General features: G+C 36.2%; 17 protein-coding genes and 1 riboswitch. Of the genes, 13 read left to right on the top strand and 4 right to left on the bottom strand.

From position 1 onward, the window contains the following. Positions 1–51: 51 nt before the first annotated feature. The 6 genes from M2372_RS12410 (at position 52) to pckA (ending at position 9,175) form a co-directional block, all read left to right on the top strand. Positions 52–1,989 (top strand): putative porin, encoded by a 1,938-nt coding sequence (locus M2372_RS12410; RefSeq protein ID WP_123320502.1) that lies wholly within the window; start codon positions 52–54, stop codon positions 1,987–1,989. Between the two features lie 12 nt (positions 1,990–2,001). Next, positions 2,002–3,588, top strand: coding sequence for a bacillithiol biosynthesis cysteine-adding enzyme BshC (bshC, locus tag M2372_RS12405; RefSeq protein ID WP_123320503.1), 1,587 nt, complete (start codon positions 2,002–2,004; stop codon positions 3,586–3,588). A 38-nt stretch (positions 3,589–3,626) separates the two neighbouring features. Beyond that, the gene (locus M2372_RS12400; RefSeq protein ID WP_228455761.1) at positions 3,627–5,567 is read left to right on the top strand and encodes a LysM peptidoglycan-binding domain-containing protein; all 1,941 of its coding nucleotides are present in this window, start codon (positions 3,627–3,629) and stop codon (positions 5,565–5,567) included. A 71-nt stretch (positions 5,568–5,638) separates the two neighbouring features. Next, the gene (gene fabD / locus M2372_RS12395) at positions 5,639–6,514 is read left to right on the top strand and encodes an ACP S-malonyltransferase (protein ID WP_123320505.1); all 876 of its coding nucleotides are present in this window, start codon (positions 5,639–5,641) and stop codon (positions 6,512–6,514) included. 11 nt (positions 6,515–6,525) lie between these two features. Further along, positions 6,526–7,431, top strand: a complete 906-nt coding sequence (locus M2372_RS12390) for a GYDIA family GHMP kinase (protein WP_123320506.1) — start codon at positions 6,526–6,528, stop codon at positions 7,429–7,431. A 127-nt stretch (positions 7,432–7,558) separates the two neighbouring features. Continuing rightward, positions 7,559–9,175 carry a phosphoenolpyruvate carboxykinase (ATP) gene (gene pckA / locus M2372_RS12385; RefSeq protein WP_123320507.1) on the top strand — a complete coding sequence of 539 codons (1,617 nt, stop codon included), beginning with the start codon at positions 7,559–7,561 and terminating at the stop codon, positions 9,173–9,175. 46 nt (positions 9,176–9,221) lie between these two features. Here pckA and M2372_RS12380 read toward each other — a convergent pair whose 3' ends face one another. After that, entirely contained in the window at positions 9,222–9,662 is a 441-nt protein-coding gene (locus tag M2372_RS12380) for a hypothetical protein (RefSeq protein ID WP_148060797.1), read from the bottom strand. A 19-nt stretch (positions 9,663–9,681) separates the two neighbouring features. Continuing rightward, positions 9,682–10,089 carry a type II 3-dehydroquinate dehydratase gene (locus M2372_RS12375; RefSeq protein ID WP_123320509.1) on the bottom strand — a complete coding sequence of 136 codons (408 nt, stop codon included), beginning with the start codon at positions 10,087–10,089 and terminating at the stop codon, positions 9,682–9,684. Between the two features lie 299 nt (positions 10,090–10,388). On the opposite strand from M2372_RS12375, the gene M2372_RS12370 reads away from it, so the two are divergent. The 3 genes from M2372_RS12370 to M2372_RS12360 all read left to right on the top strand — a co-directional run bounded on the left by M2372_RS12370 (position 10,389) and on the right by M2372_RS12360 (position 17,054). Beyond that, positions 10,389–11,801: a hypothetical protein gene (locus tag M2372_RS12370; protein ID WP_123320510.1), complete on the top strand. Its 1,413-nt coding sequence runs from the start codon at positions 10,389–10,391 to the stop codon at positions 11,799–11,801. A 624-nt stretch (positions 11,802–12,425) separates the two neighbouring features. Then, a riboswitch (SAM riboswitch) is annotated at positions 12,426–12,522 on the top strand. An 83-nt stretch (positions 12,523–12,605) separates the two neighbouring features. Further along, on the top strand, positions 12,606–15,542 hold the full coding sequence (locus tag M2372_RS12365; RefSeq protein WP_123320511.1) for a TonB-dependent receptor: 2,937 nt from the start codon (positions 12,606–12,608) through the stop codon (positions 15,540–15,542). 18 nt (positions 15,543–15,560) lie between these two features. Next, entirely contained in the window at positions 15,561–17,054 is a 1,494-nt protein-coding gene (locus tag M2372_RS12360) for a RagB/SusD family nutrient uptake outer membrane protein (RefSeq protein WP_123320512.1), read from the top strand. A 134-nt stretch (positions 17,055–17,188) separates the two neighbouring features. On the opposite strand, the gene M2372_RS12355 is transcribed toward M2372_RS12360, so the two are convergent. Together M2372_RS12355 and M2372_RS12350 are read right to left on the bottom strand one after the other, a co-directional pair. Continuing rightward, a complete protein-coding gene (locus tag M2372_RS12355) occupies positions 17,189–17,626 on the bottom strand; it encodes a hypothetical protein (RefSeq protein ID WP_123320513.1) in 438 nt (145 codons plus the stop codon). A gap of 157 nt (positions 17,627–17,783) precedes the next feature. Further along, positions 17,784–18,041, bottom strand: a complete 258-nt coding sequence (locus M2372_RS12350; RefSeq protein ID WP_148060798.1) for a hypothetical protein — start codon at positions 18,039–18,041, stop codon at positions 17,784–17,786. Between the two features lie 324 nt (positions 18,042–18,365). On the opposite strand from M2372_RS12350, the gene M2372_RS12345 reads away from it, so the two are divergent. The 4 genes from M2372_RS12345 (at position 18,366) to M2372_RS12330 (ending at position 25,541) form a co-directional block, all read left to right on the top strand. Next, entirely contained in the window at positions 18,366–18,689 is a 324-nt protein-coding gene (locus M2372_RS12345; protein WP_123320515.1) for a DUF6660 family protein, read from the top strand. 137 nt (positions 18,690–18,826) lie between these two features. Then, positions 18,827–23,188: a CusA/CzcA family heavy metal efflux RND transporter gene (locus tag M2372_RS12340; protein WP_123320516.1), complete on the top strand. Its 4,362-nt coding sequence runs from the start codon at positions 18,827–18,829 to the stop codon at positions 23,186–23,188. A gap of 91 nt (positions 23,189–23,279) precedes the next feature. Next, positions 23,280–24,518 (top strand): efflux RND transporter periplasmic adaptor subunit, encoded by a 1,239-nt coding sequence (locus tag M2372_RS12335; protein ID WP_123320628.1) that lies wholly within the window; start codon positions 23,280–23,282, stop codon positions 24,516–24,518. Positions 24,519–24,659: 141 nt separating this feature from the next. Next, the gene (locus M2372_RS12330) at positions 24,660–25,541 is read left to right on the top strand and encodes a bestrophin family protein (RefSeq protein ID WP_123320517.1); all 882 of its coding nucleotides are present in this window, start codon (positions 24,660–24,662) and stop codon (positions 25,539–25,541) included. Positions 25,542–25,553: the final 12 nt, after the last annotated feature.

Below are 25,553 nucleotides of genomic sequence, written 5' to 3'. Positions count from 1 at the left end.
AGGGGTTTTTATTTACTATTATTTCTTATTTTTGCTGAACAATAATGAATAATGAAGTATATCCTTTTCATAATCACTTTCCTCGGTTTTGTTGCCAATGCACAGGTTGCTAAGGCAGAAAATACCCAACAAGATAAAAAGCCGGAAGACACTCTGGTCATAGACTCCGGGAAGAAAGATTCCTTGAAAATTTTTAAACCTACCATCAACGATTATCAGTACCAGACCCAGTTTTCAGAAAAAAAAGTTTTTGATACTGTAATGACTTTTGATAAGACTTATATCTTTTCACAATATAATAATAGAGACAACTTCGGAAGAATACAACCTGCCAATATTGGATCAGGATTTAATCCGTTGGTATTTGAGGTGAATGCTGAACAGAACTTATCTTTACTGCCTTCCAACAAAGCTTACATGATTCTTGGTGCTAACGATGTAAAATACTATGATGTAAAAACACCTACTGCAACATTTATCTATCATAATGCGATGAGAAATGGGGCTGCACTAAACTCTACCTATACTCAAAATATCGGGAAAAGATTCAATTTTGCCATTGAATATATGGGGCTTCGCTCACAAGGGCTTTACAGAAACTCCCTTGCAGCAAATAACAATACCATATTCTCCGGACATTATGTTTCCAAGAGCGGAAACTATGAACTTTTCGCTCACTACCTTCATCAGAATATCAACAATCAGGAAAGTGGAGGAATTACCGAAGACAATCTGTTTCAAAGTGGAGACAGTAATTATAAGAACAGGCAAAACGCTCAGGTTAATTTAGCTTCAACCAGCTCACAATATGCCTACAGAAGATATTATCTGAGTCATCAGTTTACGCCGTTCAATGCTGAAAAATTTCCCTTCAGTATCAGACATACCATTTCCCATCAGGGTAACAAATATTATTATAACCAAAATGCCTTGGAAGAATATTGGTATGAGGCCCCTACAGATTTAGTCAATGGATTTCCTTTAACAACGAAAAAGTATTCCAGCAATCTGAGTAATACTTTAAGCTTGGTTTTCAATAATGAAAAGTTCAGATTGGATGCTGGTGTACGTTATCAGATGATTAAACTTGGGATAAGAGATATAGTAGCTCTTAATGGGGTTCCTTTTCCTGGGGAGCTTAAAGAAAACAGAATCGGAGCTGTTGGAAACCTACAGGTGAAACTTTGGGATAAAGTACAATTGAACTCATTCCTTGAATTTTCAAACGGAAGCCAGTTCAAAAGTTATCTGAGAACAACAAACAATCTGAAGTTTGAGCCCATAAAAGATTACTTTGTCAATGCAAAAGTAAACTTCCAAAGCGCTTATCCGTCATTCAACTATTTATTGAATACTTCGGTATATAATAATTTCAATTATTATCTTGAAAATGCCAAGAATCAATCTGTAATGGAACTTGGAGGAAGTATTAATCTGAAATGGTTTAAAACAGAACTTTTTGCCAATTACTTCAGAATCGACAATTATACCTATTTTGATAATAATGCAGCTCCAAAACAGAGTGAAAGTTCTTTGAATATTTCTCAGATCGGAGGAGATGCCACTTTCAGTTATGGTAAATTCCATTTGAATACAAGACTGCATTTCCAGAATGCATTAACCAATAAGAATTTGCTTCCAATGCCAGGTTTTGTGGGGAGAGCAAACTTCTTCTATCAGACTCAGGCATTTAAAAAAGCAGCAGAAATTCAGGCAGGACTTAAGGTGTATTACTTCTCTAAATTTAATTCCAGAGAGTATTTCCCTGTTCTTAATGAGTATGTTCTTCCCGGTACAAATTCCTTCTCCATTGGAGGGCAGCCTATTGCTGATCTATATATCAATATGAAGGTAAAGAAAATGTTCTTCTTCATAGAAGGACAACAAATTGGAACCTTTATTTCAAATAACAAAGCTTATGCATTTCCACACTATCCGGTATATGATTTCAGACTGAATATCGGAATTCTGTGGTATTTGTTCAACTAAAAACGATACAGGTTGAAAACAATTAATAAAATATCATTTAATGATATAGAGAGCATACCTCAATTAGTAAAAGACTTTTTGAATCAGAAGATTGAGGGTTTTGAAAACAAAACATTTTCTGTGGAGCATTTCAGCCAGCAGATCCATTTAAAAAAAGATTCCTTTTCTTCGGAACAGAGGAATATATTATCTAATGTGTTTGAAAAACAGTTGTCAGATCTCACTCTTTCTTCAAAACAGAAAGAAAATCTTGAAAATCTGAAACTGCCCAATACTTTTACCATTACAACAGGACATCAGCTGAATCTGTTTTCAGGGCCGGTTTTCTTTATCTATAAAATTTTACAGACCATAAAGACCTGTACTTATCTTAAAGAATCTTTTCCGGATTTTAATTTTATTCCGGTGTATTGGATGGCCTCTGAAGATCATGATTTTGCTGAGATCAATCATTTTAAAACGGAGAATAGTTATTATGAAACCAATGAAAAATCTGGGGGCGCTGTAGGGAGAATTCAGATTAATGATACCTATTTTATCTCCGAGTTTGAAAAAGAATTTAAGGATTCTGTTTTTGGGACAGAGTTGATCTTAATGCTCAAAGAAGCTTATAAGGAGGGAAATACTTTGACACAAGCTATCCAGATCCTGGTAAACCGTCTTTTTTCCAACTTTGGATTATTAATGTTGGATGGAGATTCAAAGGAATTAAAAGAGCAGATCAAAGAGGTTTTTAAAGATGAGCTGCTTCATTTCAGTTTACAGAAAACTTCGAGAGATAAAGTAGAGTTCCTGACTGAGAAATATGGAAAGGTACAGGTAAATCCCCGTGAGATTAATCTTTTTTATCTTTCCGAAACCAGAGACAGGATAGACTTTAACGGGCAGAAATATTTTGTTGTAGATACAAATATTCAGTTTACCGAAGAAGAGATCATTGCTGAACTTGAAAATCATCCGGAAAAATTCAGCCCGAATGCTTTAATGCGTCCGGTATATCAGGAAAAAGTACTTCCGAATCTGGCTTATATCGGAGGAAATGCCGAAATCATGTATTGGCTGGAACTGAAAGATTATTTCTCAAAAGTAAATATTCCTTTCCCCATCCTGATCCCAAGAAACTCTATGCTTTTTCTGAAGGAGAAAACAGTAGGGAAAATTGAAAAACTGGATCTTAAAATAGAAGATTTTTTCCAGAATTTTACAGTGATTACCAATCATAAGATTTTAAACGATAATCCTATTTTAGCATTACTGAATAAAGAAGAAGAGACTCTGGCCAACAACTTTGCTGAGCTAAAATTTTCTGCTGAAACTACAGATAAATCCTTTGGAAATATGGTGAAAGCAGAAGAAGTGAGGCAGCTGAAATCATTTAAAAGAATGAAGAAACGTCTTCTACATGCAGAAAAAATAAAGCAGAACGAATTATTGGAAAGACTTGAAAATCTGTTTTTAGAGGTACACCCTTCTAAAACATGGCAGGAAAGAGTTTTTAACTTTAGCGTATTCTTTTCCGATGAAGGCTATCCATGGCTTGAAAATTGTTTGGAAGAGATGGTGGTTCAAGATTCCAAATTAATAATTGTTGCCATTTAATTTTAAAGAAGTATTTTTGTAAATTATAATTATCGAATATGATAAAGAGGTTTTTTATTCTATCCAGTTTATGTATGGTTTTGGGAGTTTCAGCCCAGAAATCGCACACCGTTGTACAAGGTGATAATCCTTACAACATTGCAAAGAAGTATGGAATGACTGTAGATGAATTGCTGAAACTAAACCCTAAACATAAAGATGGCAAGCTGGCTATCGGAGATGTTTTAGCCGTAAAAACAGAAAAGGCCGTAACTTCGGTTGCTCCCAAAACTGCTGTACCTGAAAAAGTAGGTACTATTGCGGGAACTTCGGTGGGCAAAATTATTTTACAGCCTAAGCAAACCATCTATGGAATTACAAAACAATACAGAATCTCTGAAACTGATTTAAGAAAACTGAATCCTGAATTGGATTCTAACATGAAAATCGGTGATGAAATCACATTACCTCTTGCCAGCATTAAAAAATATGGTGGTGATCAGCCAACAGTAACGGCAACAAAACCTGTAGAAGCCCCTGCTGAAAAAACAGTGACAGCTACACCAACTACACCTGCTGTAGAAGGAGAAAGCTATGTGATACAGGCAAAAGATAATTATTACAGAATTACAAAACAGTTTGGAATCAGCCAACAGGACCTTTATACTTTAAATCCTGGATTGGAAGAAAAGGGATTAAAGCCTGGTGAAACCATCAAAATAAAAAGATCAAACACAGAACCTGTAGCTGAAACAACCAACCCAAAAACAAAAATGGACTCTGGGAATGAAAAATCATCAACAGCTTCCAGTAATGTGGTGGTGGGTGATGACTATGTTACCTATACCGTTCAGCAGGGAGATACCGTATTCTCCATTGTCAATAAGTTTGGAGTAAGTATTGATGAATTGATCGCTCTTAACCCGGATCTGTCAAAAGGATTAAAATCCGGAATGGTCCTGAAAATCAAAAAACAGGATCCTGTATACGTTAAGAAAAGCGGTGATGCATTAAGTGTTGTACTGATGCTTCCTTTCGGATATAGTACCAACGAAACTCAATACAGAGGAATGGCCCTTGATTTCTTAACGGGAGCTAAGCTTGCTATTGAAAGAAATGCTAGAGGAGGTCAGAAACTGGATATCAAAATTGTAGACTCCGGAAATGAAGCCTCTTTTAAAAACTCTCTTACGCAGATCAATCCTGAAAATACAGATCTTATCATCGGACCATTCTTTAAGTCCAATGTAATTGATGTGTTGGATTTTACTAAAAATCAAAAAATTCCTGTAGTAGCACCATTTGCCAACACACCGGAATTATATAATTATAACAATCTGATCATTGTTGAAACAAACAATCAGACATATGCAGATAAGATTGTAGAAGAAGTAAAAGCTGTATATTCAGATCAAAAAATATACGTAGTGGCAGATGGTAAGAAAGAAAATGCCAATTACATCAAATCAGGTCTTGAAAAAGCAGTGAAAAATCCTAATATTGTTATTGTAAACTCTTCGGCAGATATTCAGCTGGATCAGAATATGATGACAGGTCAGTCTGCTCCGGTTATTGCAGTTTTAGCCAATGATGATATGGGAGAAGCTTTCGCTAATAAAATGATTGCTCTTTCTAAAGAAGTACAGGGAGTAAAAGCTTTCAGTATGTTCTATTCTCCTGTCTTCGAAAAGAAAGTAGATGATCTGAGCCAGGCAAGTCTGGTCTATCTGATGGACAGAAAAATTAATACCGATGGTAACTTTGAAAAAGAGATTCTTGCAGCTTACAAAAGCAAATATTGCAAGACTCCTCCAAAATATGCGATCGTAGGTTTTGACGTGGTAAATGATATGTTGACAAGAGAAAATAAAAAAGGAGAAATTTTCAAACAAATGAATAAGGTGCAGACTCAGCTTGCAACAAAATTTGAGTTTGTAAAATCTAAGGCAAACGGGGCTTATGTAAACACAGGTTACAGAGTGATCAGATTAGTACCTTAGATGATATTTATCTTTGTGTAAAAGATATTGTTAACATTATAGTTATATTTGCATAATATTTAATTCAATACATGAAAGCACTTGTATTTCCAGGGCAGGGTTCTCAGTTCATAGGAATGGGAAAAGAATTGTATGATTCTAGAAAAGATATTAAAGATCTGATGGAATCTGCCAATGAAATTTTAGGTTTCGATATTCTTTCCATTATGTTTAACGGAACGGATGCGGATCTTAAGAAAACAGAGGTTACCCAGCCTTCAATTTTTATACATTCAGTAGCAGCATTAAAAGCAGTAAACGGTCTTGGAGCTGAAATGGTGGCAGGACACTCTTTAGGAGAGTTCTCAGCATTAGTAGCTAACGGCGTTTTATCTTTTGATGATGGTTTAAAATTGGTTTCAGAGAGAGCTAAGGCTATGCAGGATGCTTGTGATGCTAATCCAAGTTCAATGGCAGCTATTTTAGGTCTTGAAGATGCTAAAGTAGAAGAAATCTGTGCACAGATCAGTGGAATCGTAGTTCCGGCAAACTATAACTGCCCGGGACAGCTGGTAATTTCAGGAGAAACTTCTGCAGTAGAAGAAGCTTGTATAAAGCTGAAAGAAGCAGGGGCAAAAAGAGCTTTATTGTTACCGGTAAACGGAGCTTTCCATTCACCATTGATGCAGCCAGCTCAGGAAAGATTAGCAGCAGCTATCGAAAACACGAAATTCAGAAAAGCGACTATTCCTGTATATCAGAATATTACCACTATAGCAGTGACGAACCCTGATGAGATCAAGCAAAACCTTATTGCTCAGCTTACAGGACCTGTAAAATGGACTCAGTCTGTACAAAATATGATTAAAGACGGTGCGTCTAACTTTATAGAAGTAGGACCGGGAAAAACCCTTCAAGGATTGATCAAAAAAATTGATGGATCTGTAGAATCTAATTCTGCGATCTAATTATTAAAAATATGAGCGCGATATTTTCACCGGGCAAGCTTATGCTTACTTCAGAATATTTCGCAATCGACGGAGCTCTTGTCTTAGCGGTACCTACCAGGCTGGGACAAGAGTTTTTCTTTGAAGAAAAAGATGATAATCAGTCTTTGATACTTTGGGAAGCACTCCATCAGAATCAACCTTGGTTAAAAGCTGTCATCAATTATAAAAATTGGCAGATTCTTGAAACCAATATTCCATCAAGCGCTGAATTTATTTTAAAAACATTAAAGAATGTTCAGCAGCTTTCTGCTACAAAATTCAAAAACGACTTTACTTATCACTTAAAAACCAACCTCCAGTTCCCTGCTGATTTTGGCCTTGGAAGCAGTTCAACCTTAATGAATAACCTTTCGGAGTGGGCAGAAATAGATCCTTTTTATTTAAATACAATCAGTTTAGGAGGAAGTGGGTATGATATTGCTGTTGCAAAAGAAAAATCTGCAGTACTTTTTCAGAGCAAACCTGAGATCAGATATGAGAAGGTGGATTTTAATCCTTCTTTTAAAAATGAACTGATCTTTATCCATTTAAATCAGAAGCAGGATAGCCGTGAAGCAATCAGTCTTTATAAATCAAAAACAAAGTCTCAGGAATTAGTAAATGAATTTTCAGATATCACAAAGAAAATTTTATTATGCAATGAATTGGAAAATTTTTCTGAATTAATGATGATTCATGAGGGTAAAATTTCAAATTTTATTGAAATTCCTACAGTTAAAGAAAAATTATTCTCAGATTGCCCCGTATTTGTAAAAAGTTTGGGCGCATGGGGGGGAGATTTTGTCCTGAGTGCCAAATTTGGGGGCTTTAAAGACTATTTTTGGGAGAAAGGTTTCACCACTATTTTTGAATGGGAAAATTTAATTAATTTATAATCAGTATTTTACGTTCGGGTTTTTTTATTTGTCATTCTGACTTATATCAGTATATTTAAACCACCTTTAACAAATAATTAATATTATTTTTGTTGAAGTCAATAAAGAAATAGAAAATATAAGTAAAATGAAAAACACTAAAATCATCCAGGATTTAGAGAAATTAGGGATTAAAGGAAACTATGAAGTAGTGTATAACCCTTCTTATGAAGAATTGTACCAGGCTGAAGTTTCTCCTGAAAATCAGGGGTTTGAGAAAGCGGAACTTACGGAATCGGGCGCGGTATCAGTAAAAACAGGAATTTTCACAGGTCGTTCACCTAAAGACAGATATATTGTTCAGGATGATGTTACAAGAGATACTATTTTCTGGGATGGTAAAGTAAACTTACCTACTAATGCAGAAATTTTCGGGTCTTGTAAAGAACTAGTGCTGAACCAGCTTGCTGAATCTAAAAAGATTTATGTAGTAGATACATTCTGCGGAACGAATGCAGATACGAGACTTAAAGTAAGATTTATCGTTGAAGTAGCATGGCAGGCGCATTTTGTTACTAATATGTTTATTCGTCCTTCTCACTATGAGCTTGAAAACTTTGGAGAGCCAGATTTCACAGTAATCAACGGTTCTAAAACAACAAACCCTAACTGGGAAGCTCAAGGATTAAATTCTGAAAACTTTATCATGTTCAACCTTACCGAAAAACTACAGATTATTGGTGGTACTTGGTATGGAGGTGAAATGAAAAAAGGAATGTTCGCTATGATGAACTATTACCTTCCATTAAAAGGTATGGCTTCAATGCACTGTTCTGCTAACGTAGGAGAAAAAGGTGATGTAGCTTTATTCTTTGGTCTTTCAGGAACAGGGAAAACTACCCTATCTGCAGATCCGAAAAGATATCTTATCGGTGATGATGAACATGGTTGGGATAACAATGGAGTATTTAACTATGAGGGTGGATGCTATGCTAAAGTTATCGATTTATCTGAAGAAAAAGAACCGGATATCTTCGCTGCAATAAAGAGAGATGCACTTCTTGAAAACGTTGTTGTTAACAATGGAGTAGCAGATTATACAGACGGATCTATCACTGAGAACACAAGAGTTTCTTACCCAATTTATCATATCAACAAGATTGTATTGCCATCTAAGGCTGGTCATGCTAAAAAGATTGTTTATCTTTCTGCGGATGCATTCGGAGTACTTCCTCCGGTTTCTATCCTGAACGAAGATCAGGCTCAGTACCACTTCCTTTGCGGTTATACGTCTAAATTAGCAGGAACTGAAAGAGGAATTACTGAACCTCAGCCATCTTTTTCACCAGCATTTGGTGAAGCGTTCCTTACATTACACCCAACAATGTATTCTAAAACATTGATCGGAAAAATGAAAGAGCACGGAGCTAAAGCATATTTAGTGAACACTGGCTGGAATGGTACAGGTAAGAGAATTTCTTTAAAAGATACAAGAGCGATCATTGATGCGATCATTGACGGATCTATTGATAACGCTCCTAAAACTCAGGTTCCAATCATGAACCTTGAAATTCCTACTGAACTTCCAAACGTTTCTGCAGGTATTTTAGATCCTAGAGATACTTATGAGAATGCTTCAGAATGGGAAGAGAAAGCAAAAGATCTTGCTTCAAGATATATCAAAAACTTCGAACAGTATTGTGATACTGAAGAAGGTAAGAGATTGATTGCTTCGGGTCCTCAATTACAGGAACAAACTATCTAATAGTATTCCATAAAGATAAAAAAGCCTCATCACTGATGAGGTTTTTTTATTGATATTTTCTGCAATTTTCAATTAATTCATTTTGTTCGTCCAGTTTATAAATTGCTGATCGAATTGATTGTTCATTAATCTTTTTGACAATAATATATTTAGATACTAAGTAAAAAGATTCTTCATTCAATGCTTCATCTAAATACTTTGGGGTAGTAAAGACTACCCAATATTTATTGTGGTTTGAGAAGGTAATGGTTACTTCTACAGCATCAGATTCTTCATATAGTATTTCATCATCTATATGAATTGATATTATTTCAGGTTCATTATTTAAACTGAAATTAAATTTTGAGTACCATTTAAATTTATTCTCATCATTCCAGATTCTGACATTATCAGAGTTTATTTCTTCAATGATATATGATTTTCTCTTGGTGAGCTGATTGGGATAAACCGAAATTTTATTACAATAAATTTTACCTTTTATTTTCATAAAATCTATCATTTTGAACTTACTTTAGGCTCAGTAAAGCTAATCTGTATCCATCCATTCCAAAGCCGGATAATACAGCATCAGTATTGGCTGCGGTTACGGATTTCTGTCTGAACTCCTCTCTTTTATAAATATTACTGATATGCACTTCTATCTTTGGTTTCCGGATGTTCTTCAGGCAGTCAGCAATAGCATAGGAATAGTGAGTGAAAGCTCCCGGGTTAATCACTACTGCATCAAAATCATCTTCCTGAAGCCTGTTGATAAGCTCTCCTTCAATATTGGACTGATAATATTTCAGCTCGTGAGTTTGAAACTCAGACTTTAGGTTTTTCAAATAAGATTCCATGGAAACAGTACCATAGATTTCCGGTTCTCTGGTGCCTAAAAGATTGAGGTTAGGCCCATTAATAATTAATACTTTCATAAAAAGAATTTACCCAAAGATAAATATTTTCCAGGCATTATTGATGGAGGTAATTTTCAGATTTTGCTGGATATATCTGAAGAAGTGATTAGGATTGATTTTTTTGTAAAATGATGGATATCTACTATTTACTCATTATGGCTTTGGGAGTACTTTTGTTGCAGGAATTCAAAATCTATTCTTTTTTATTAAGAATATGATGGATATTGTTAACCAGATGAATGTATGAACTTAATATAAAATTAAATTTTTTTATGAAACAGAGTATTTAATAGAAAAACAACTTAAAAACAACAATAATGAGAAAAAAAATAATATTATTTCTCTGTATTTTTTTGTTATCAAAATTATACAGTCAAGGAGGAAAAATAGGAATAGATACATCTAATCCTCATCAAAAAACAGTTTTAGATATTGTTTCTAAAGGAAATAATACCGGAGTATTATTCCCTAGGCTTAAAACGTCCGATGTTACTTCAATTGGTCCTGCCATGGGGGATGCTCTTGTAGATGGCTTATGGGTTTATAATACAGATACAAAATGTTATAACTATTGGGCTGCTGCTCCTCAGAATCAATGGCTGCAGATTTGTGGAACACCAATTACCGGTGTTTCTACAGGCTCTGCTGTATTAAATTGTGCAGGAGCCACCTCCACAGGTAATTTGGTAAATGGACAGGCTGCAAGCGGAGTATCCTTTACGATCCCATATACTGCGGGTAACGGAGGTCCTTATGCGGCACAAAGTATTGCTTCTACAGGGGTAACAGGCCTTACAGCTACTATTGCTGCCGGGAACTTGAATAATGGATCGGGAAGCCTTACCTATACAGTAAGTGGGACACCTGCATCATCAGGAACAGCGAGCTTTGCAGTTACCATAGGAGGTTCTACATGTACGGTAAACTTTACCGTAAATGCAGGATATGATTTGTCTAAGTTGAAAATACTTTCTGTAGGAGCATCGCCTTTTGGGGTAGATGGTGCTGCTAGCGGGTTAGGTGCTGTAATGAATAATCCATTTATTTTCAGTTCTTATTATCCTGGTGGAAGTAATCCTGCTGCGATGATCCAAACAACCGGACAATGGAGTGTGACAAGACGTGTTGTGGGTAGTGGCGGTATTAACGACTTAAATATTGGCGGGTATAAATTACTATTGGTATCCTATACTTATGATCTTACAAGTGCTGCGGAAGTAAGTGCTGTACAGACGTTTGTAAATAACGGAGGTACTGTTATATGGTATAGTGAAACAACTGGGGCGAATACCCTAAACATGATCAGGGCTTACGCAGGAGCTGGTGCAACTCAAGGAACCTGGAGTGATTGTTTTGCTTATAATATTCCTTCATCTTCTGCGTTGAATGGTGATTTTGGAGATGCACGGAACACTTTATTAGGGAATGATGCCTGTACTTCAAGAGATTTAAGCAATTATGATTCCTCTTTAATTGAGGCTATGTCAGTATCTCAAACTACAGGAAATGTTGTAGCATTTAAATCTAAAACTAAAGAATTCTATTGGTTTGGTGATGGCGGAGTAACTAGGTATAATGGAACTGTACCTCCGGTAAGTGGTAATACATCTCCTTGGTTACTAGATGGTAATAAGAAGCCTGTCATTGGACAATGGAACGGACAAGGTAATGTTGCTAACTCCATTGTAATGATGAATATCATTGTAAAAGCTCTGAAAGCTGCTCAATAAGTAGGATAGATTTAATTTTATATAATAAAGAGACAGTTGATTAGCTGTCTCTTTTTATGGGTCTATGAAGTTTAATTCCAGGTTTGAAACGGTTTCTGAAGTTTTTCGGTGGATGTTTAATTCATACTCCCAAATGCATATTTTATGATATAATTGATGGATTTCTACTATTTCCGGTAATTTATTATACGGCTAAATTTGTTGTAAAGCATTTCATAAAAAGAATGAACCTTATGATGGGATTTTTAATGCTCATTATCAGATTTTATTTATAATTAGAAATTTTGACTCATAGATACATACAGTGTTTGGTGATTAATGGCTTGTGGACCGATTGTTGAATTGCTTTTAGAGAAGAGGTTTTCATTGATTGTACGCAGGCTGTTTTTTTGAGATTTGATTTGGATGATGGCACGCAAGTGCCATTTTTTTTGTTTCTATATTATTTTGAATTATCGATAATGATTTTTGTCATGTTTGAAAAAGTGATAATCTTTGTAATTCCTTTTTACTATGGCTTTTAATAAAAACTTATGTTAATTTTTGAAAATTTATCATGAAAAAATAATAAGTCTACTTGTTTTATAGACTAAAAGTTTATAGCTTTGCAACCATATTTCGATCGGCTTATAAAGAAAGATGGAGGGAACTGACCCAATGATATCTTGACAACCTGCATTATGTAAGGTGTTACATTCAGCCTTTAAAGGAAAAATAAGCATTTGGTTTATCGTATTTATCGATGCCCTTTGCTGTCTTTTCAGTAAAGGGTAAAATTTTAATATATGGTAAATAAAATTGATTATGATTAATAAAAATTTATTCAATTCTAAAATTTGGATTCCACCGGTTGCTGCATTTTTCTTAGGTGTGGTAAGTGTAAGCGGACAGAATTCCAAACCAAAAAAAGATACACTTAAAGAAAAGGAAATTGATGAAGTGGTTGTCGTAGCTTACGGAAAAGCAAAACGAAACAGCTATACCGGTTCAGTGGCAACAATTTCCAGTGATAAAATAAATAACAGACCTGTAACCAATGTTACAAAAGCGCTGGAAGGAATGGTGCCCGGAGTTCAGGTTACAGGAGCTTCAGGGCAACCCGGAGCAACATCTGCGATCAGGATCCGTGGGATTGGCTCCGTAAGTGCTTCCAGTGATCCGTTATACGTTGTAGACGGAATTCCTTTTGATGGAAACCTGAATGCTATCAGCCCGAATGATATAGAATCTATCAGTGTGCTGAAAGATGCTACGGCAAGTGCATTGTACGGTTCAAGAGGAGCGAATGGGATCATTATCGTTACTACAAAGTCCGGTAAAAAAGGGGAAGCCAGAGTAAATCTTAATATCAGTCAGGGATTCTCAGGCAGAGCCGTAAAAGATTATGAACAGGTAAATACAGATCAGTACTTTCAATTATATTGGGAGGCAATGAGAAACGGATATCAATCTGGTTCAATCTCTGCACAACAGGCCGCACAGATGGCAACAGATAATATTATTTCTAATCTGGGAATTAATCCTTATGGCGGCAATTATCAAAAACCAATAGGAACTGACGGGAAATTATTACCGGGAGCAAGAGCTTTATGGAATGATGACTGGAGAGACGTTTTGCAAAGGGTGGCTTCCAGAAATCAGGTGGATCTGGACATCAGTGGCGGAAGTGAAAAAAGTAACTATTTCTTCTCATTAGGATATCTGGATGATAAAGGAATGGCAATTGAATCTGGATTTAAGAGATATAATACAAGATTAAAGCTTAATTCGGAGGTGAAAAAATGGTTGAATGTTGGGGTAAACTTAAGTTATACCAATAGTATTCAGCAGGCTCCAAGTTCTTCAGATTCGAAATCCAGTAACATTATTCAGGCTGCAAGAGTAGTTCCGTCTTTCTATCCTTACTATGAAAGAAACCCGGACGGGTCTTATGTACTGGATGCAGAAGGAAACAAAGTATTTGATTTCGGAAGATACAGACCTACTGTAGCACTTTCAAACCAGAATTTAGCGGCAAGCTTACCATTAGATAAGAATGAAAATAAGATCGATAACTTTTCGGGAAAAGGGTTTATGGAATTCACTTTCCTTCCGGAGCTGAAGTTCAGATCAAGCTTTTCATTGGATCTTGTGAGTTATAATGAACACTATTATACGAATCCACTTCTTGGACAAAGTAAAGAGACCGGAGGATCTGTATCAAAAGCGAATAACAGAACCCTTTCTTATACAACCAGTAATATCCTGACCTATGATAAAAGGTTTGGAAGACATCATATTAATGTGTTGGGAGGTCATGAATTTTATAAATATGACTACCAAACCATTTCCGGTAGCAGACAAGGCTTCTCATTACCTAACTATTATGAGCCGGATGCTGCCTCTTTACTGGTAGATTTTACAGGAAACAGTGATAAATTAAGCTTATTGAGTTTTCTTGGAAAAGTAGAATATGATTTTGATAACAAATACTTCTTATCCGCTTCAGGAAGGGCGGACAGTTCTTCAAGATTTTTGAAAGAAAACAGGTGGGGGAGATTCTGGTCAGTAGGAGGATCCTGGAAACTTTCGAACGAAGAGTTTATTAAAAACTTGAATTTCTTTAATCAACTTACACTGCGTGCTAGTTATGGAGGACAGGGAAATGATAAACTACTGAAGCCAAACGGACAGCCACTGTATTATGCTTATCCGGAATTATATAAAGACTTTAGCCTGGCCGGAGAACCGGGAAAAACACTGGAAAAAGTAGGGACGCCTAATCTGAAGTGGGAAACCAACCTTAATCTGAACATAGGTTTGGAGTTTGCGATTTTGAACAACAGAATCAAAGGAAATGTGGAATATTTTGAGCGAAAAAGTAAGGACCTTCTGTTTAATGTCCCGGTTGCTCCATCTTTGGGAATCGGTGATTATCCTGCCAATATAGGAACCATAAAGAATACAGGTTTTGAATTTTCATTGTTCACAACCCCTGTTAAAACCAGCGATTTTCAGTGGAATGTTGATGTTAACCTGAGTACTCTCAATAACAAAATAACAAAATTGCCGGGCGGACCTTTCGCGATAGGATCTACCAAACAGCTGAATGTAGGAGGTTCTGTATATGATTTTTATATCCAGGAATGGGTTGGAGTAGATCCAAGTAACGGAAAACCATTGTGGAAAACCATTACGAAAGATGCCAATGGAAATAATGTGGAAGGAACAACCTCAGAGTATGCTAAGGCTAATAAAATATTGCAGGGTTCTGCTTTGCCTAAACTAACAGGAGGAATAAGTACAAGTATTACCTATAAGAATTTTGACTTTTCAGGGTTGGTTACATTTAAAATTGGGGGAAAAATTCTTGATACAGATTATACCTCGATCTTACACAGTGGAAATTCAGGTGGACGTGCATGGAGCGCAGAAATGTTGAACAGATGGACTCCAGAAAACCCTTATACGGATGTTCCTGCTTTAAGCACAAAAACGAATAACTGGAATTCCATATCTACAAGATTCCTTTATTCAGGAACGTATGCAAGGATTAAGAATGTAAGTTTAGGATATACACTTCCGTCAGATTATTTTGAAGCGCTGGGACTGAAGAAATTCAGAATTTATATCCAGGGAGAGAATCTTCTGACCTTCTATAAACATAAAGGGATGGATCCTGAGCAGGCGATAGATGGAACTACCTATTACAGGTATCCGGCAATGAGAACAATCACTTTTGGCCTTCAGGCAACGTTTTAACTTTTAAAATTTGAAACAATGAAAAAATTAAAATATATATCTTTTGCTTTAATCGGATTATGGTCGCTTACAAGCTGCGAAAGTGAAATGGATACTGCTCCTACAGATCAGGCTACCAGCGTAGAGGTTTTCAAAACTGCTGAAAGTGCGGAAACGGTAATCAACGGAACCTGGGCAAAATTTAATAATGACGGAACTACGTTTGCCAATATCGGATATTCAACTGTTTTAAGAGCAAGTGATGCGATGGGAAGCGATGTTGCTGTACTAACGAATAAATATGGGTTCTCATCCACCTACGATTTTACGGAAATGGTCAACAGTACTGTATCCCGTCCTTTATTTATCTGGACGATGCTTTATTCTACGATCAATAATATGAATAATGTTATTGCTAAAATCGATGCTGCAGAAGGAAGCCAGACCAAAAAAGATCAGGTAAAAGGCCAGGCGAAGGCATTGCGTGCATTCTGTTATCTCAATATTGCCAGTTTTTATCAGTTCAGTTACCTTAAAGATAAAACAGCATTAGCTGCACCAATCTATACGGAACCCTCAACAACAAGTTCTGTTACAAAGAAAAAATCCAGTCTGGAAGATATTTATACTTTGATTAAAAGTGATCTTACGGATGCTGATAATTTGCTAAAGAACTATACAAGAAATACCAAGGATAAGATCAACCGTAATGTAGTAAACGGTATCCTGGCAAGAGTTTATCTGAATACCGGGGAATGGAGTAAAGCTGCTGTTGCTGCAAAAACGGCAAGAGAAGGTTTTCCTCTGATGGCTTCGGAAAAGTATAAAGATGGCTTCAATGATATTAATAACGAGGAATGGATCTGGGGAAGCAGACAGACTCAGGAGCAGTCAGATGGAAGTTATGCCTTCCATTATCTGGATGTATCTTCATCAGGGAGCTATTACTACAGTTTTATGGCAGATCCTTATTTTCAAAAATTGTTTGATACCAATGATATCAGAGCTCAATTATTCTCATGGGATAATCTTCCGTCAAGAGAAGGATTGCTGCGATATGCAAAATTTAAATTTAAGTCAACGCTTATTGCAGATATTGTTTATATGAGAGCAGCAGAAATGTATCTGATCGAAGCCGAAGCTGAAGCCAGAAGCGGAAATACAGCACAGGCAGTAACGGCTTTAAATCAATTGAGAGCTGCAAGAAAGGCTAACGCTTATACAGGTTCATTAGCACAGGATGATGTAATAAATGAAATCCTGATTGAAAGAAGAAAAGAATTGTTTGGAGAAGGCTTCTCTCTGTCAGATATTATCAGAACTCAGGGAACAGTGGTCAGAAGACCATTTGTAGATACAGAAGGAAAACCAGTTAAAGTTCAGATAACAATGCCTAACGGAACAGTAAAAACAGTTGATGGGAAAGGACATACCGTATTTGATCTTCCAAACAAAACTCCATTTGTACCGAACAGTAATTATTATTTATTCAGTATTCCGCTGAAGGAGATTGAAAATAATCCCAATTTATAATATACAGTCCAATAATTAGATTTGATTTTTTAGCCACCGCTTTTGCGGTGGTTTTTTATATAAAATAAGTGCCTCAAAAATAAGGCGGTCATTTATCATTGTGTCAATAAAAATATTGTGTTTGTATTGAATTTTTATACACTTTGACAAAAGGTAATACAAACACCACTTTCGTCAAACAGTCCATTTTCGGATAAAGTAAAATCAAAATCTTTATCTGGGAATAGATAGTTAAGCCTCATCTTCCAAAATTCCAGAACATATAATCCTATTTTCTTCTGAGCTTCCGGTTCGTGAGATTTGATGTCTTCAGAAAAATAAAAAACATCGGAGATAGAAAGATTATTTATATACTTTTCCCTTCCTTGCGGGGTATTATCAAATCTATTTTCTTCGTTCTCGCCATAACCCTTAAAATGGGAAAGTAAGTAAATATTATCATTGATTTGAATAAAATCAGGACTCATCGCTTTCATAACAAATAGTATTTGTTCGATGGTTAAAGTATATCCTATGTAGGCTAAATCAAACTCTAAATCATTTCCTTCTATAGTCCCTTTGTGTATTTTCATAATCCAAAAAAGTCTCTTAATATCTTAATAATTGCAGCGTGGAGCGGCCAGCTTTGTTTTTAACGTTGTATGAGGTTGAATTTTATTTTTTGATCTCCCTGCTTCACAAATATAGGATCGCCAACCATATTTCTATAAAAATTATAATCATCAACTCTTAAATTAAAATAAAAGCTTTTCTATCCTCATTATATACCATTTGATAGGGTTTTCCTTTATTTAACATGAGGTAAATCTTCTCCTGATTATCTTCAGGTCCAATAAGTATAAATTCCTTATGCTTCAACGAAGAGATTACGCTTAACCCAACTTTATCTTTATGGTCATTCACTATTTCAAAATAATCCATCTTAGTGGCACATGAGTAAAGCATTAATAAGAAAATAAAGAATGTAATTAATTTGTATTTTTTCATCAATTTGTATTTTTGAACATTTATATTTTTCGTAATAAGGAGTTGTTTGTGGTATCTGTTTAAGAATAATAATAAATCTGTAAAGATAGTAAATGACTATTGGAAAGTAAATTTTATCCTTTATTAATCGGGCTTTACACGTATGTTATTTATATCTGTAATAAAGATCATGCTTAATGGCATTTATTTTGAAAGATACTTGAAATGTTGTGTAAAAATTTGATTTTCAATGATGTATTATATAAGTAAGTATTTTGCTTTTTATTATCTATTTAAAATTCCGATGATTCACCCATTTTATAAAAAAACTTTACCTTTGTAACAATGAACCTCTTAAGATGGATACTTGCAATTTATTTCATGGCGTTATCACTGATGCCATGTGAAGATGTATCTCATCCGGTGGATTCAGGAAATAAGAAGATTTCATTAAGCATTCATGGGGCACATTCTTCTGAGAAAGGAGATGTCTGCTCACCGCTGTGTGCCTGCAGCTGTTGCCAGATGACGGTTTCAGCATTTAAAATGGATCCTTTACTGGAAATTCCTGAGCAGATTCCTGCTTATTTTTCAAAGAAAATCTTATTTCATAAAAACGACTTCGCTTACCAGATATACGATCCAATCTGGCAGCCTCCTAAAATTTAATTTTATTGACTGTTAGAAAGTTATGCTTTCTAAATCTGCTTGAAACTTTGCAATACCATTGCAGAGGTTTTCATGATATTTTTGCTGCAGTATTCTATACTGTACGCCTATATTTTCAATAAAATTAAATAAAAATCGTGTTAGATAAAATAATAAAATTTAGTATCAAAAATAAGATGATCATTGGTCTTATGACCTTAGTATGGATTATCTGGGGAGTTTGGAGTGCCACCAAGCTTCCGGTAGATGCTGTGCCGGATATTACCAACAACCAGGTACAGATCATTACCGTATGTCCTACATTGGCAGGGCAGGAAGTGGAGCAGCTGGTAACCTTCCCGATAGAACAAAGTATTGCCAATGTTCCTGGCATTCAGGAGACAAGAAGTATCTCAAGATTCGGACTTTCCGTAATTACCGTAGTATTCAAAGAAGAGGTCAACGTGTATTTCGCAAGACAGTTGATCAGTGAGCAACTAAAAAGCGCAGTAGAAGAAATCCCTAAAGGAGTGGGAACTCCTGAGCTGGCTCCTGTAAGTACAGGGCTGGGAGAGGTCTATCAGTATATTCTTCACCCTAAAAAAGGAAGTGAAAAAAAATACAATGCTAAAGAACTACGAACCATGCAGGACTGGATTGTCAGAAGACAACTCAACGGAACACCGGGGGTTGCTGAGATCAACAGTTTCGGGGGAGAGTTAAAGCAATATGAAGTTGCTATAGATCCCAACCGTTTGAAAGCGATGGGAATCAGTATTAGCGACTTATTCACAGCACTTGAAAAAAATAATCAAAATACCGGAGGGGCTTATATTGATAAAAAGCCTAATGCTTACTTTATCCGGGGTATCGGATTGGTGTCATCTCTGGAAGATATAAAAAATATAGCCGTAAAAAATGAAACAGGAAGTGTTCCTATTTTTGTAAAAGACGTTGCAGATGTACGTCTGGGAAGCGCAGTTCGATACGGAGCATTAACGTACAATGGGAAAGTAGATGCTGTTGGGGGAGTGGTCATGATGTTAAAGGGAGCCAACAGTAATGAGGTTGTGGAAAGTGTTAAAGCAAAGATTCCCACCATTCAGAAATCTCTTCCGGATGATGTGGTGATTGAACCATTCCTTGATAGAACAGATCTGGTAAGCAGAGCGATCAGCACGGTAGAAAAGAACCTGATGGAAGGAGCTTTAATTGTTATTTTCGTACTGGTTGTCTTTCTTGGGAACCTGAGAGCAGGACTTATCGTAGCCTCCGCTATTCCACTTTCCTTGTTATTTGCATTGGGAATGATGAATGTTTTCGGGGTAAGTGCCAACCTGATGAGTTTAGGAGCCATAGACTTTGGACTTATTGTTGATGGGGCGGTAATTATTGTTGAAGCCACACTTCATTTATTACACAATAAAAATAAAGGAGTGCTCACGCAGATTCAAATGGATCAGGAAGTAGGAAGTGCAGCTTCCAAAATGATGAACAGTGCCATATTCGGACAGATTATCATCCTGATTGTATATGTTCCGATTCTTACACTGGCAGGTGTGGAAGGAAAAATGTTTACTCCAATGGCTAAAACAGTAGGTTTTGCCATCATTGGAGCCACCATATTGTCTATCACGTATATTCCGATGATGAGTGCCTTATTTTTATCTAAAAAGATTTCCCATAAAGAAACACTTTCAGATAAAATGATGAATGCAATCCAGAAGGTATATCAGCCTTTATTGCAGAAAGCTATTAAAATAAAATATATTATTGTTTCAGCAACGGTTGCCATTTTTGTCATTGCAGCTTTCATCTTTAAAGGGATGGGTGGAGAGTTTATTCCACAGTTGCAGGAAGGTGACTTTGCGTTCCACTGCATTCTTCCTCAGGGAAGCTCTCTGAGCCAGAGTATAGAAACCTCGATGCAGGCATCCAGAATTATCAAACAATTTGATGAGGTAAAAATGGTAGTAGGAAAAACAGGTTCAGCTGAGGTTCCTACAGATCCGATGCCACCTGAGGCTACCGATATGATCGTAGTATTGAAGCCGCAAAGCGAATGGAAAACTAAAAAATCCTACAATGAACTGGGAGATGAAATCAGTGAAAAATTAGAAGCTATTCCGGGTGTGTTTTTTGAGAAGAATCAACCAATCCAGATGCGTTTCAATGAATTGATGACGGGGATCAGACAGGATGTTGCCGTGAAGATTTTTGGAGAAAATCTTGATTCACTGGCGGTATATGCTGACAAAGTAGGAAGAGTGATTCAGTCTGTTGATGGTGCTACTGCTCCTCAGATTGAAAGAGTGAGTGGTTTACCTCAAATCAATGTACAATATGACAGAACAAGAATTGCCAACTACGGATTAAATATTGAAGATGTTAACAATGCAGTAAGTACAGCCTTTGCAGGAAAAGCTGCAGGACAGGTATTTGAAAATGAAAGACGTTTTGATTTGGTAGTTCGTTTAGACAGCCTTCACAGATCCGATATTGCAGATGTTAATAATTTAATGATTACCACCGCTACAGGAGCTCAGATTCCGTTATCACAGGTTGCTAATGTCAGCTATAAACTGGGCCCTGCTCAGATCAGCCGTGAACAGGGAAAACGTAGAATTGTTATTGGATTTAATGTAAAAGGCCGTGATGTAGAAAGTGTGGTGAAAGATATTCAGGCAAAATTGGATAAAGAGATCAAGCTGCCTTCCGGATATTACTTTACGTATGGGGGAGCATTTGAAAATTTACAGGAAGCCAGCAAACGTTTGATGATTGCTGTTCCGGTATCTTTACTCCTGATATTTATGCTGTTGTATTTCACATTCCGCTCATTAAAACAGGCAGGATTGATCTTTACAGCAATCCCAATGAGTGCTATCGGGGGGGTATTTGCCCTTCTTCTGAGAGATATGCCTTTCAGTATCAGTGCCGGAATCGGGTTTATCGCGCTCTTTGGAGTAGCTGTACTGAATGGAATCGTTTTGATAGGAACTTTCAACCAACTTGAAAAAGATGGAGAGACCGATCTTTTGAAACGGGTATATGAAGGGACAAAAAGTAGATTAAGACCTGTTTTAATGACTGCTACAGTAGCTTCATTAGGATTTTTGCCGATGGCGATTTCCACAGGAGCGGGAGCAGAAGTTCAGAAGCCTCTGGCAACAGTGGTAATTGGTGGACTGGTATCCGCAACCTTTCTTACTTTGTTTGTACTGCCGATGCTGTATATTATTTTTAACACAAAGATTTTGAAAAGAAAAAACAATAATACGGGAACTCTTACGGTTGTTCTTGTTTTAGGATTAATGATGATGGGGCAGACTTTTAAAGCTCAATCCAAACAGATGTCCGCAGAACAGGCAGTGCAGATGGCCATAGATAATAATTTAGTTTTAAAATCAAAAGATTTAAGTATAAAATCAGCCGAAGCATTAAGACCAACATCTAAGGAACTTCCAAAGCTAAATGTAGAAGCTCAGTTGGGACAATACAACAGCCGGAATTTTGATCAGTCATTTGCCATTTCTCAAAGTATTCCTTTTCCAACACTCTTTAAAGCAAAAAAGGATTTGATCAATGAGAATATTAAAAGTAAGCAGATTGATAAAGAGATAACAGCAAATGAACTGATCAGACAGGTGCGTACTTATTATTATCAGATTGAATATCTTCAGTTTAATAAAGCACAATTGACAAGTCTTGACAAGGTGTATGATGATTTTATCAGAATTGCAACCGTAAGATTTAAAGCAGGTGATATTAAAAAAATTGAAATAAATACAGCAGAAACACAAAAAGGAGAAATTGATCTGTTGCTAAGACAGAATGAGGTATATTTAAATAACGCTTATAAGAGTTTAAAAACCATTTTAAATACTTCAGAAGACTTTGAGGTTCCTTTCAATCAAAACTATGAACCTCTGAAAGTAGACAATGTTTTGGATAGTGCAGTGGTAGCTAACAATCCTTCTGTAAGAGCTTTTTACCAGGATATGGAAATTGCGGAGAAGAATAAAAAGGTTGAAAAATCTTTAGGACTGCCTGATTTCAGTTTAAGATATACGAATCAGTCCTTAATTGGTTTTCAGACAGTCAATGGGCAGGAAAGGTATTATGGAAGTTCAAATCGCTTCAATGCAGCGACAATAGGAGTAGGTATTCCTTTGACGTTTGGAGCTACCAAAGCAAGGATTCAGGCACTGGAATATGAAAAACAGGTGGCTGAAACGAATGCAAAAATGCAGCAAAAGCAGCTTGCCACACAGTTGGAAAATGCATTCAGTCAGTATCAGCAGGATATTCAGCAGTATGATTATTATACCAATCAGGCGATACCCAATGCTGAAAAGATTGTAAATGCAGCGCAATTAGGATATAAAACGGGAGAAATATCTTACGTGGAATATCTTTTTGCTTTGCAAACTGCAACCAATATTCAGTTAAAATATCTGGAGTCAATCCAACAAGTTAATCAAGCTGTAGTAACCATTAATTCAATCATTAATAAATAATATGAAATCGCTATTCACAACATTTTCCGGTAGACCAATCCCTATGAAAGTAACGCTGGTATACGATCTTATAAAAAATAAATATGCGCATATGAAACTCAAATATAATATCATATCTCTTGTTCTTATTTCCCTGTTCATCATAAGTTGTGGAAAGAAAGAAGCTTCAACAGAAAAAAATGCTGAAAAAGCTCCCGAAAAGACAGAACAGAAGACCAGTCAGAAAGAAGAAGCTCCTGCAACCATTGCGGCACTCACTGAAGAACAAATGAAATCAGTTGGAGTGGCTATTGGATCTGTAGAAATGAAAGAGCTTACTTCCACCATCAAAGCAAACGGACTATTAAGTGTCCCGAACAGTAATAAAGCGACAATTACCTCTTTATATGGCGGGATTATTAAAACAATAAATATCCAGGTAGGAAGTATTGTAAAAAAAGGACAAGTAATTGCTACGATTGCTAATCCGGAATATGTTCGTCTTCAGGAAGATTATCTGACAACAAATAGCAGAATAACCTATGCCGAGCAGGAATACAGAAGGCAAAAAGAACTTTTTAATAATGACGCAGGGGCAAAGAAAAATTTACAAAGTGCCGATGCTGAGTTGAATACTTTAAGAACTAAAAAGGCTTCTCTTCTAAAACAACTTCAGATGATGGGAATAAATCCGGGAAGTGTCAATAACGGAAATATGAGATCAGGTTTGGTGATCACCGCTCCTATCAGTGGAACCATCAGTGGAATTACAGCACAGATTGGAAGTTATGTAGATATTTCTTCTCCTGTGGCTACCGTGATTGATAATGGTTCTATTCACCTGGATCTTCAGATTTTTGAAAAAGACCTTCCGAAAATGAGGGTAGGACAGATTGTTCACTTTAATCTGACTAACAATCCGGAAACGGAATACGATGCAAGAATCTACAGTATAGGATCTTCATTTGAAAATGAGAGTAAAACTATTTCTATGCATTGCGAGGTGATCGGAAATAAAGCAGGGTTAATTGACGGAATGAATATTACGGGTATCGTAAGTCTTGATAAAAGTACAACACCGGCTGTTCCTACCTCAGCGATTGTAGAAGCAGACAGCAAATATTATGTTTTCGTTCAAACCGATAAAAAACCGGAAGAAGAACATGAAGAAAAAGGAAAGCCTCATCCTAAAACAATCAATTTTGAAAAAATAGAAGTGATGAAAGGAACATCAGATATGGGATATACGGCGATTACTCCTATCGGTCAAATTCCTGCTGACGCCAAAATTGTAGTCAAAGGAGCCTTCTTTGTAAATGCTAAACTTGTGAATTCAGGAGAGCATGAATAAGTAGTAATGAATGTGGTAGGAATCGGCTGAATATCAATTTTTATGCTTATATTAGAACTGTTTACGAAATAGTTGATGGAAGTATAAAAAGCTGGTAGGAAGTAAAGATCATCTTACAGTATTTTAATAAATGATTCTACTATGCTATTAAACAAAAGAATATCAATCGGGTATTTCCTTCGCGGAATCCAAAATCAGATTCTGTTCATCGGTATATTTGCAGTTACTATAGGACTTTTGGATATGCTTCCATGGTTCAGGAAAATTTCCCTTCCATTAAACATTCCTGCATTATTGGGTACTGCAGTATCATTGCTCCTTGCTTTCCGGATTTCCCAATCATATGAAAGATGGTGGGAAGCCAGAACAGTTTGGGGAGCCATCGTTAATGATTCCCGATCTTTGGTAAGGCTGCTTATCCAATTTATGCCTGCTGGAGAAGATAAAATCATTAAAGACTTTGCAGAAAGACAGATTATTTGGACCTATGCCCTGGGAGAATCGTTGAGAAAGCAACCCTTTTCTGAAAGAGTACAACAGTATCTTAAAGAAAATAATATCAGCGCTCTCAATATCCCCAATGCTCTTTTGGATGCGCATTCCAGACAATTGAAAGAAGTGGCTGCTGCTAAAGGGATCACAGATTTTCAACAGATGCAGCTGAACGATATGATCACCAGGCTGTGCGACAGCATGGGGAAATGTGAAAGACTTAAAAATACGGTATTTCCAAGATCTTACAGTGTTTTAGTTCATATTTTGATCTATGTATTTGCTGCAATACTTCCTTTTGGATTGGATGACTCGCAGTTAGCAGTAGAAATAGGAATTACTTTTCTGATTCCGATTGTATTCATTACCATTGAAAAAACATCAATCATTATGCAGGATCCATTTGAAAATACACCGGTGGATACTCCTATGACTTCTTTGGCTCAAACCATTGAGATCAATATCAGACAAATGATCGGTGAACAAGACGTTCCTTTAAAAAAAGAAAATACATCCTATTATGAAATGTAGTTAAAAACCGTA

Source organism: Chryseobacterium sp. BIGb0232, assembly GCF_024810195.1.
Lineage (GTDB): Bacteria > Bacteroidota > Bacteroidia > Flavobacteriales > Weeksellaceae > Chryseobacterium > Chryseobacterium pennae.
This window is presented reverse-complemented; position numbering and strand designations above follow the sequence as displayed.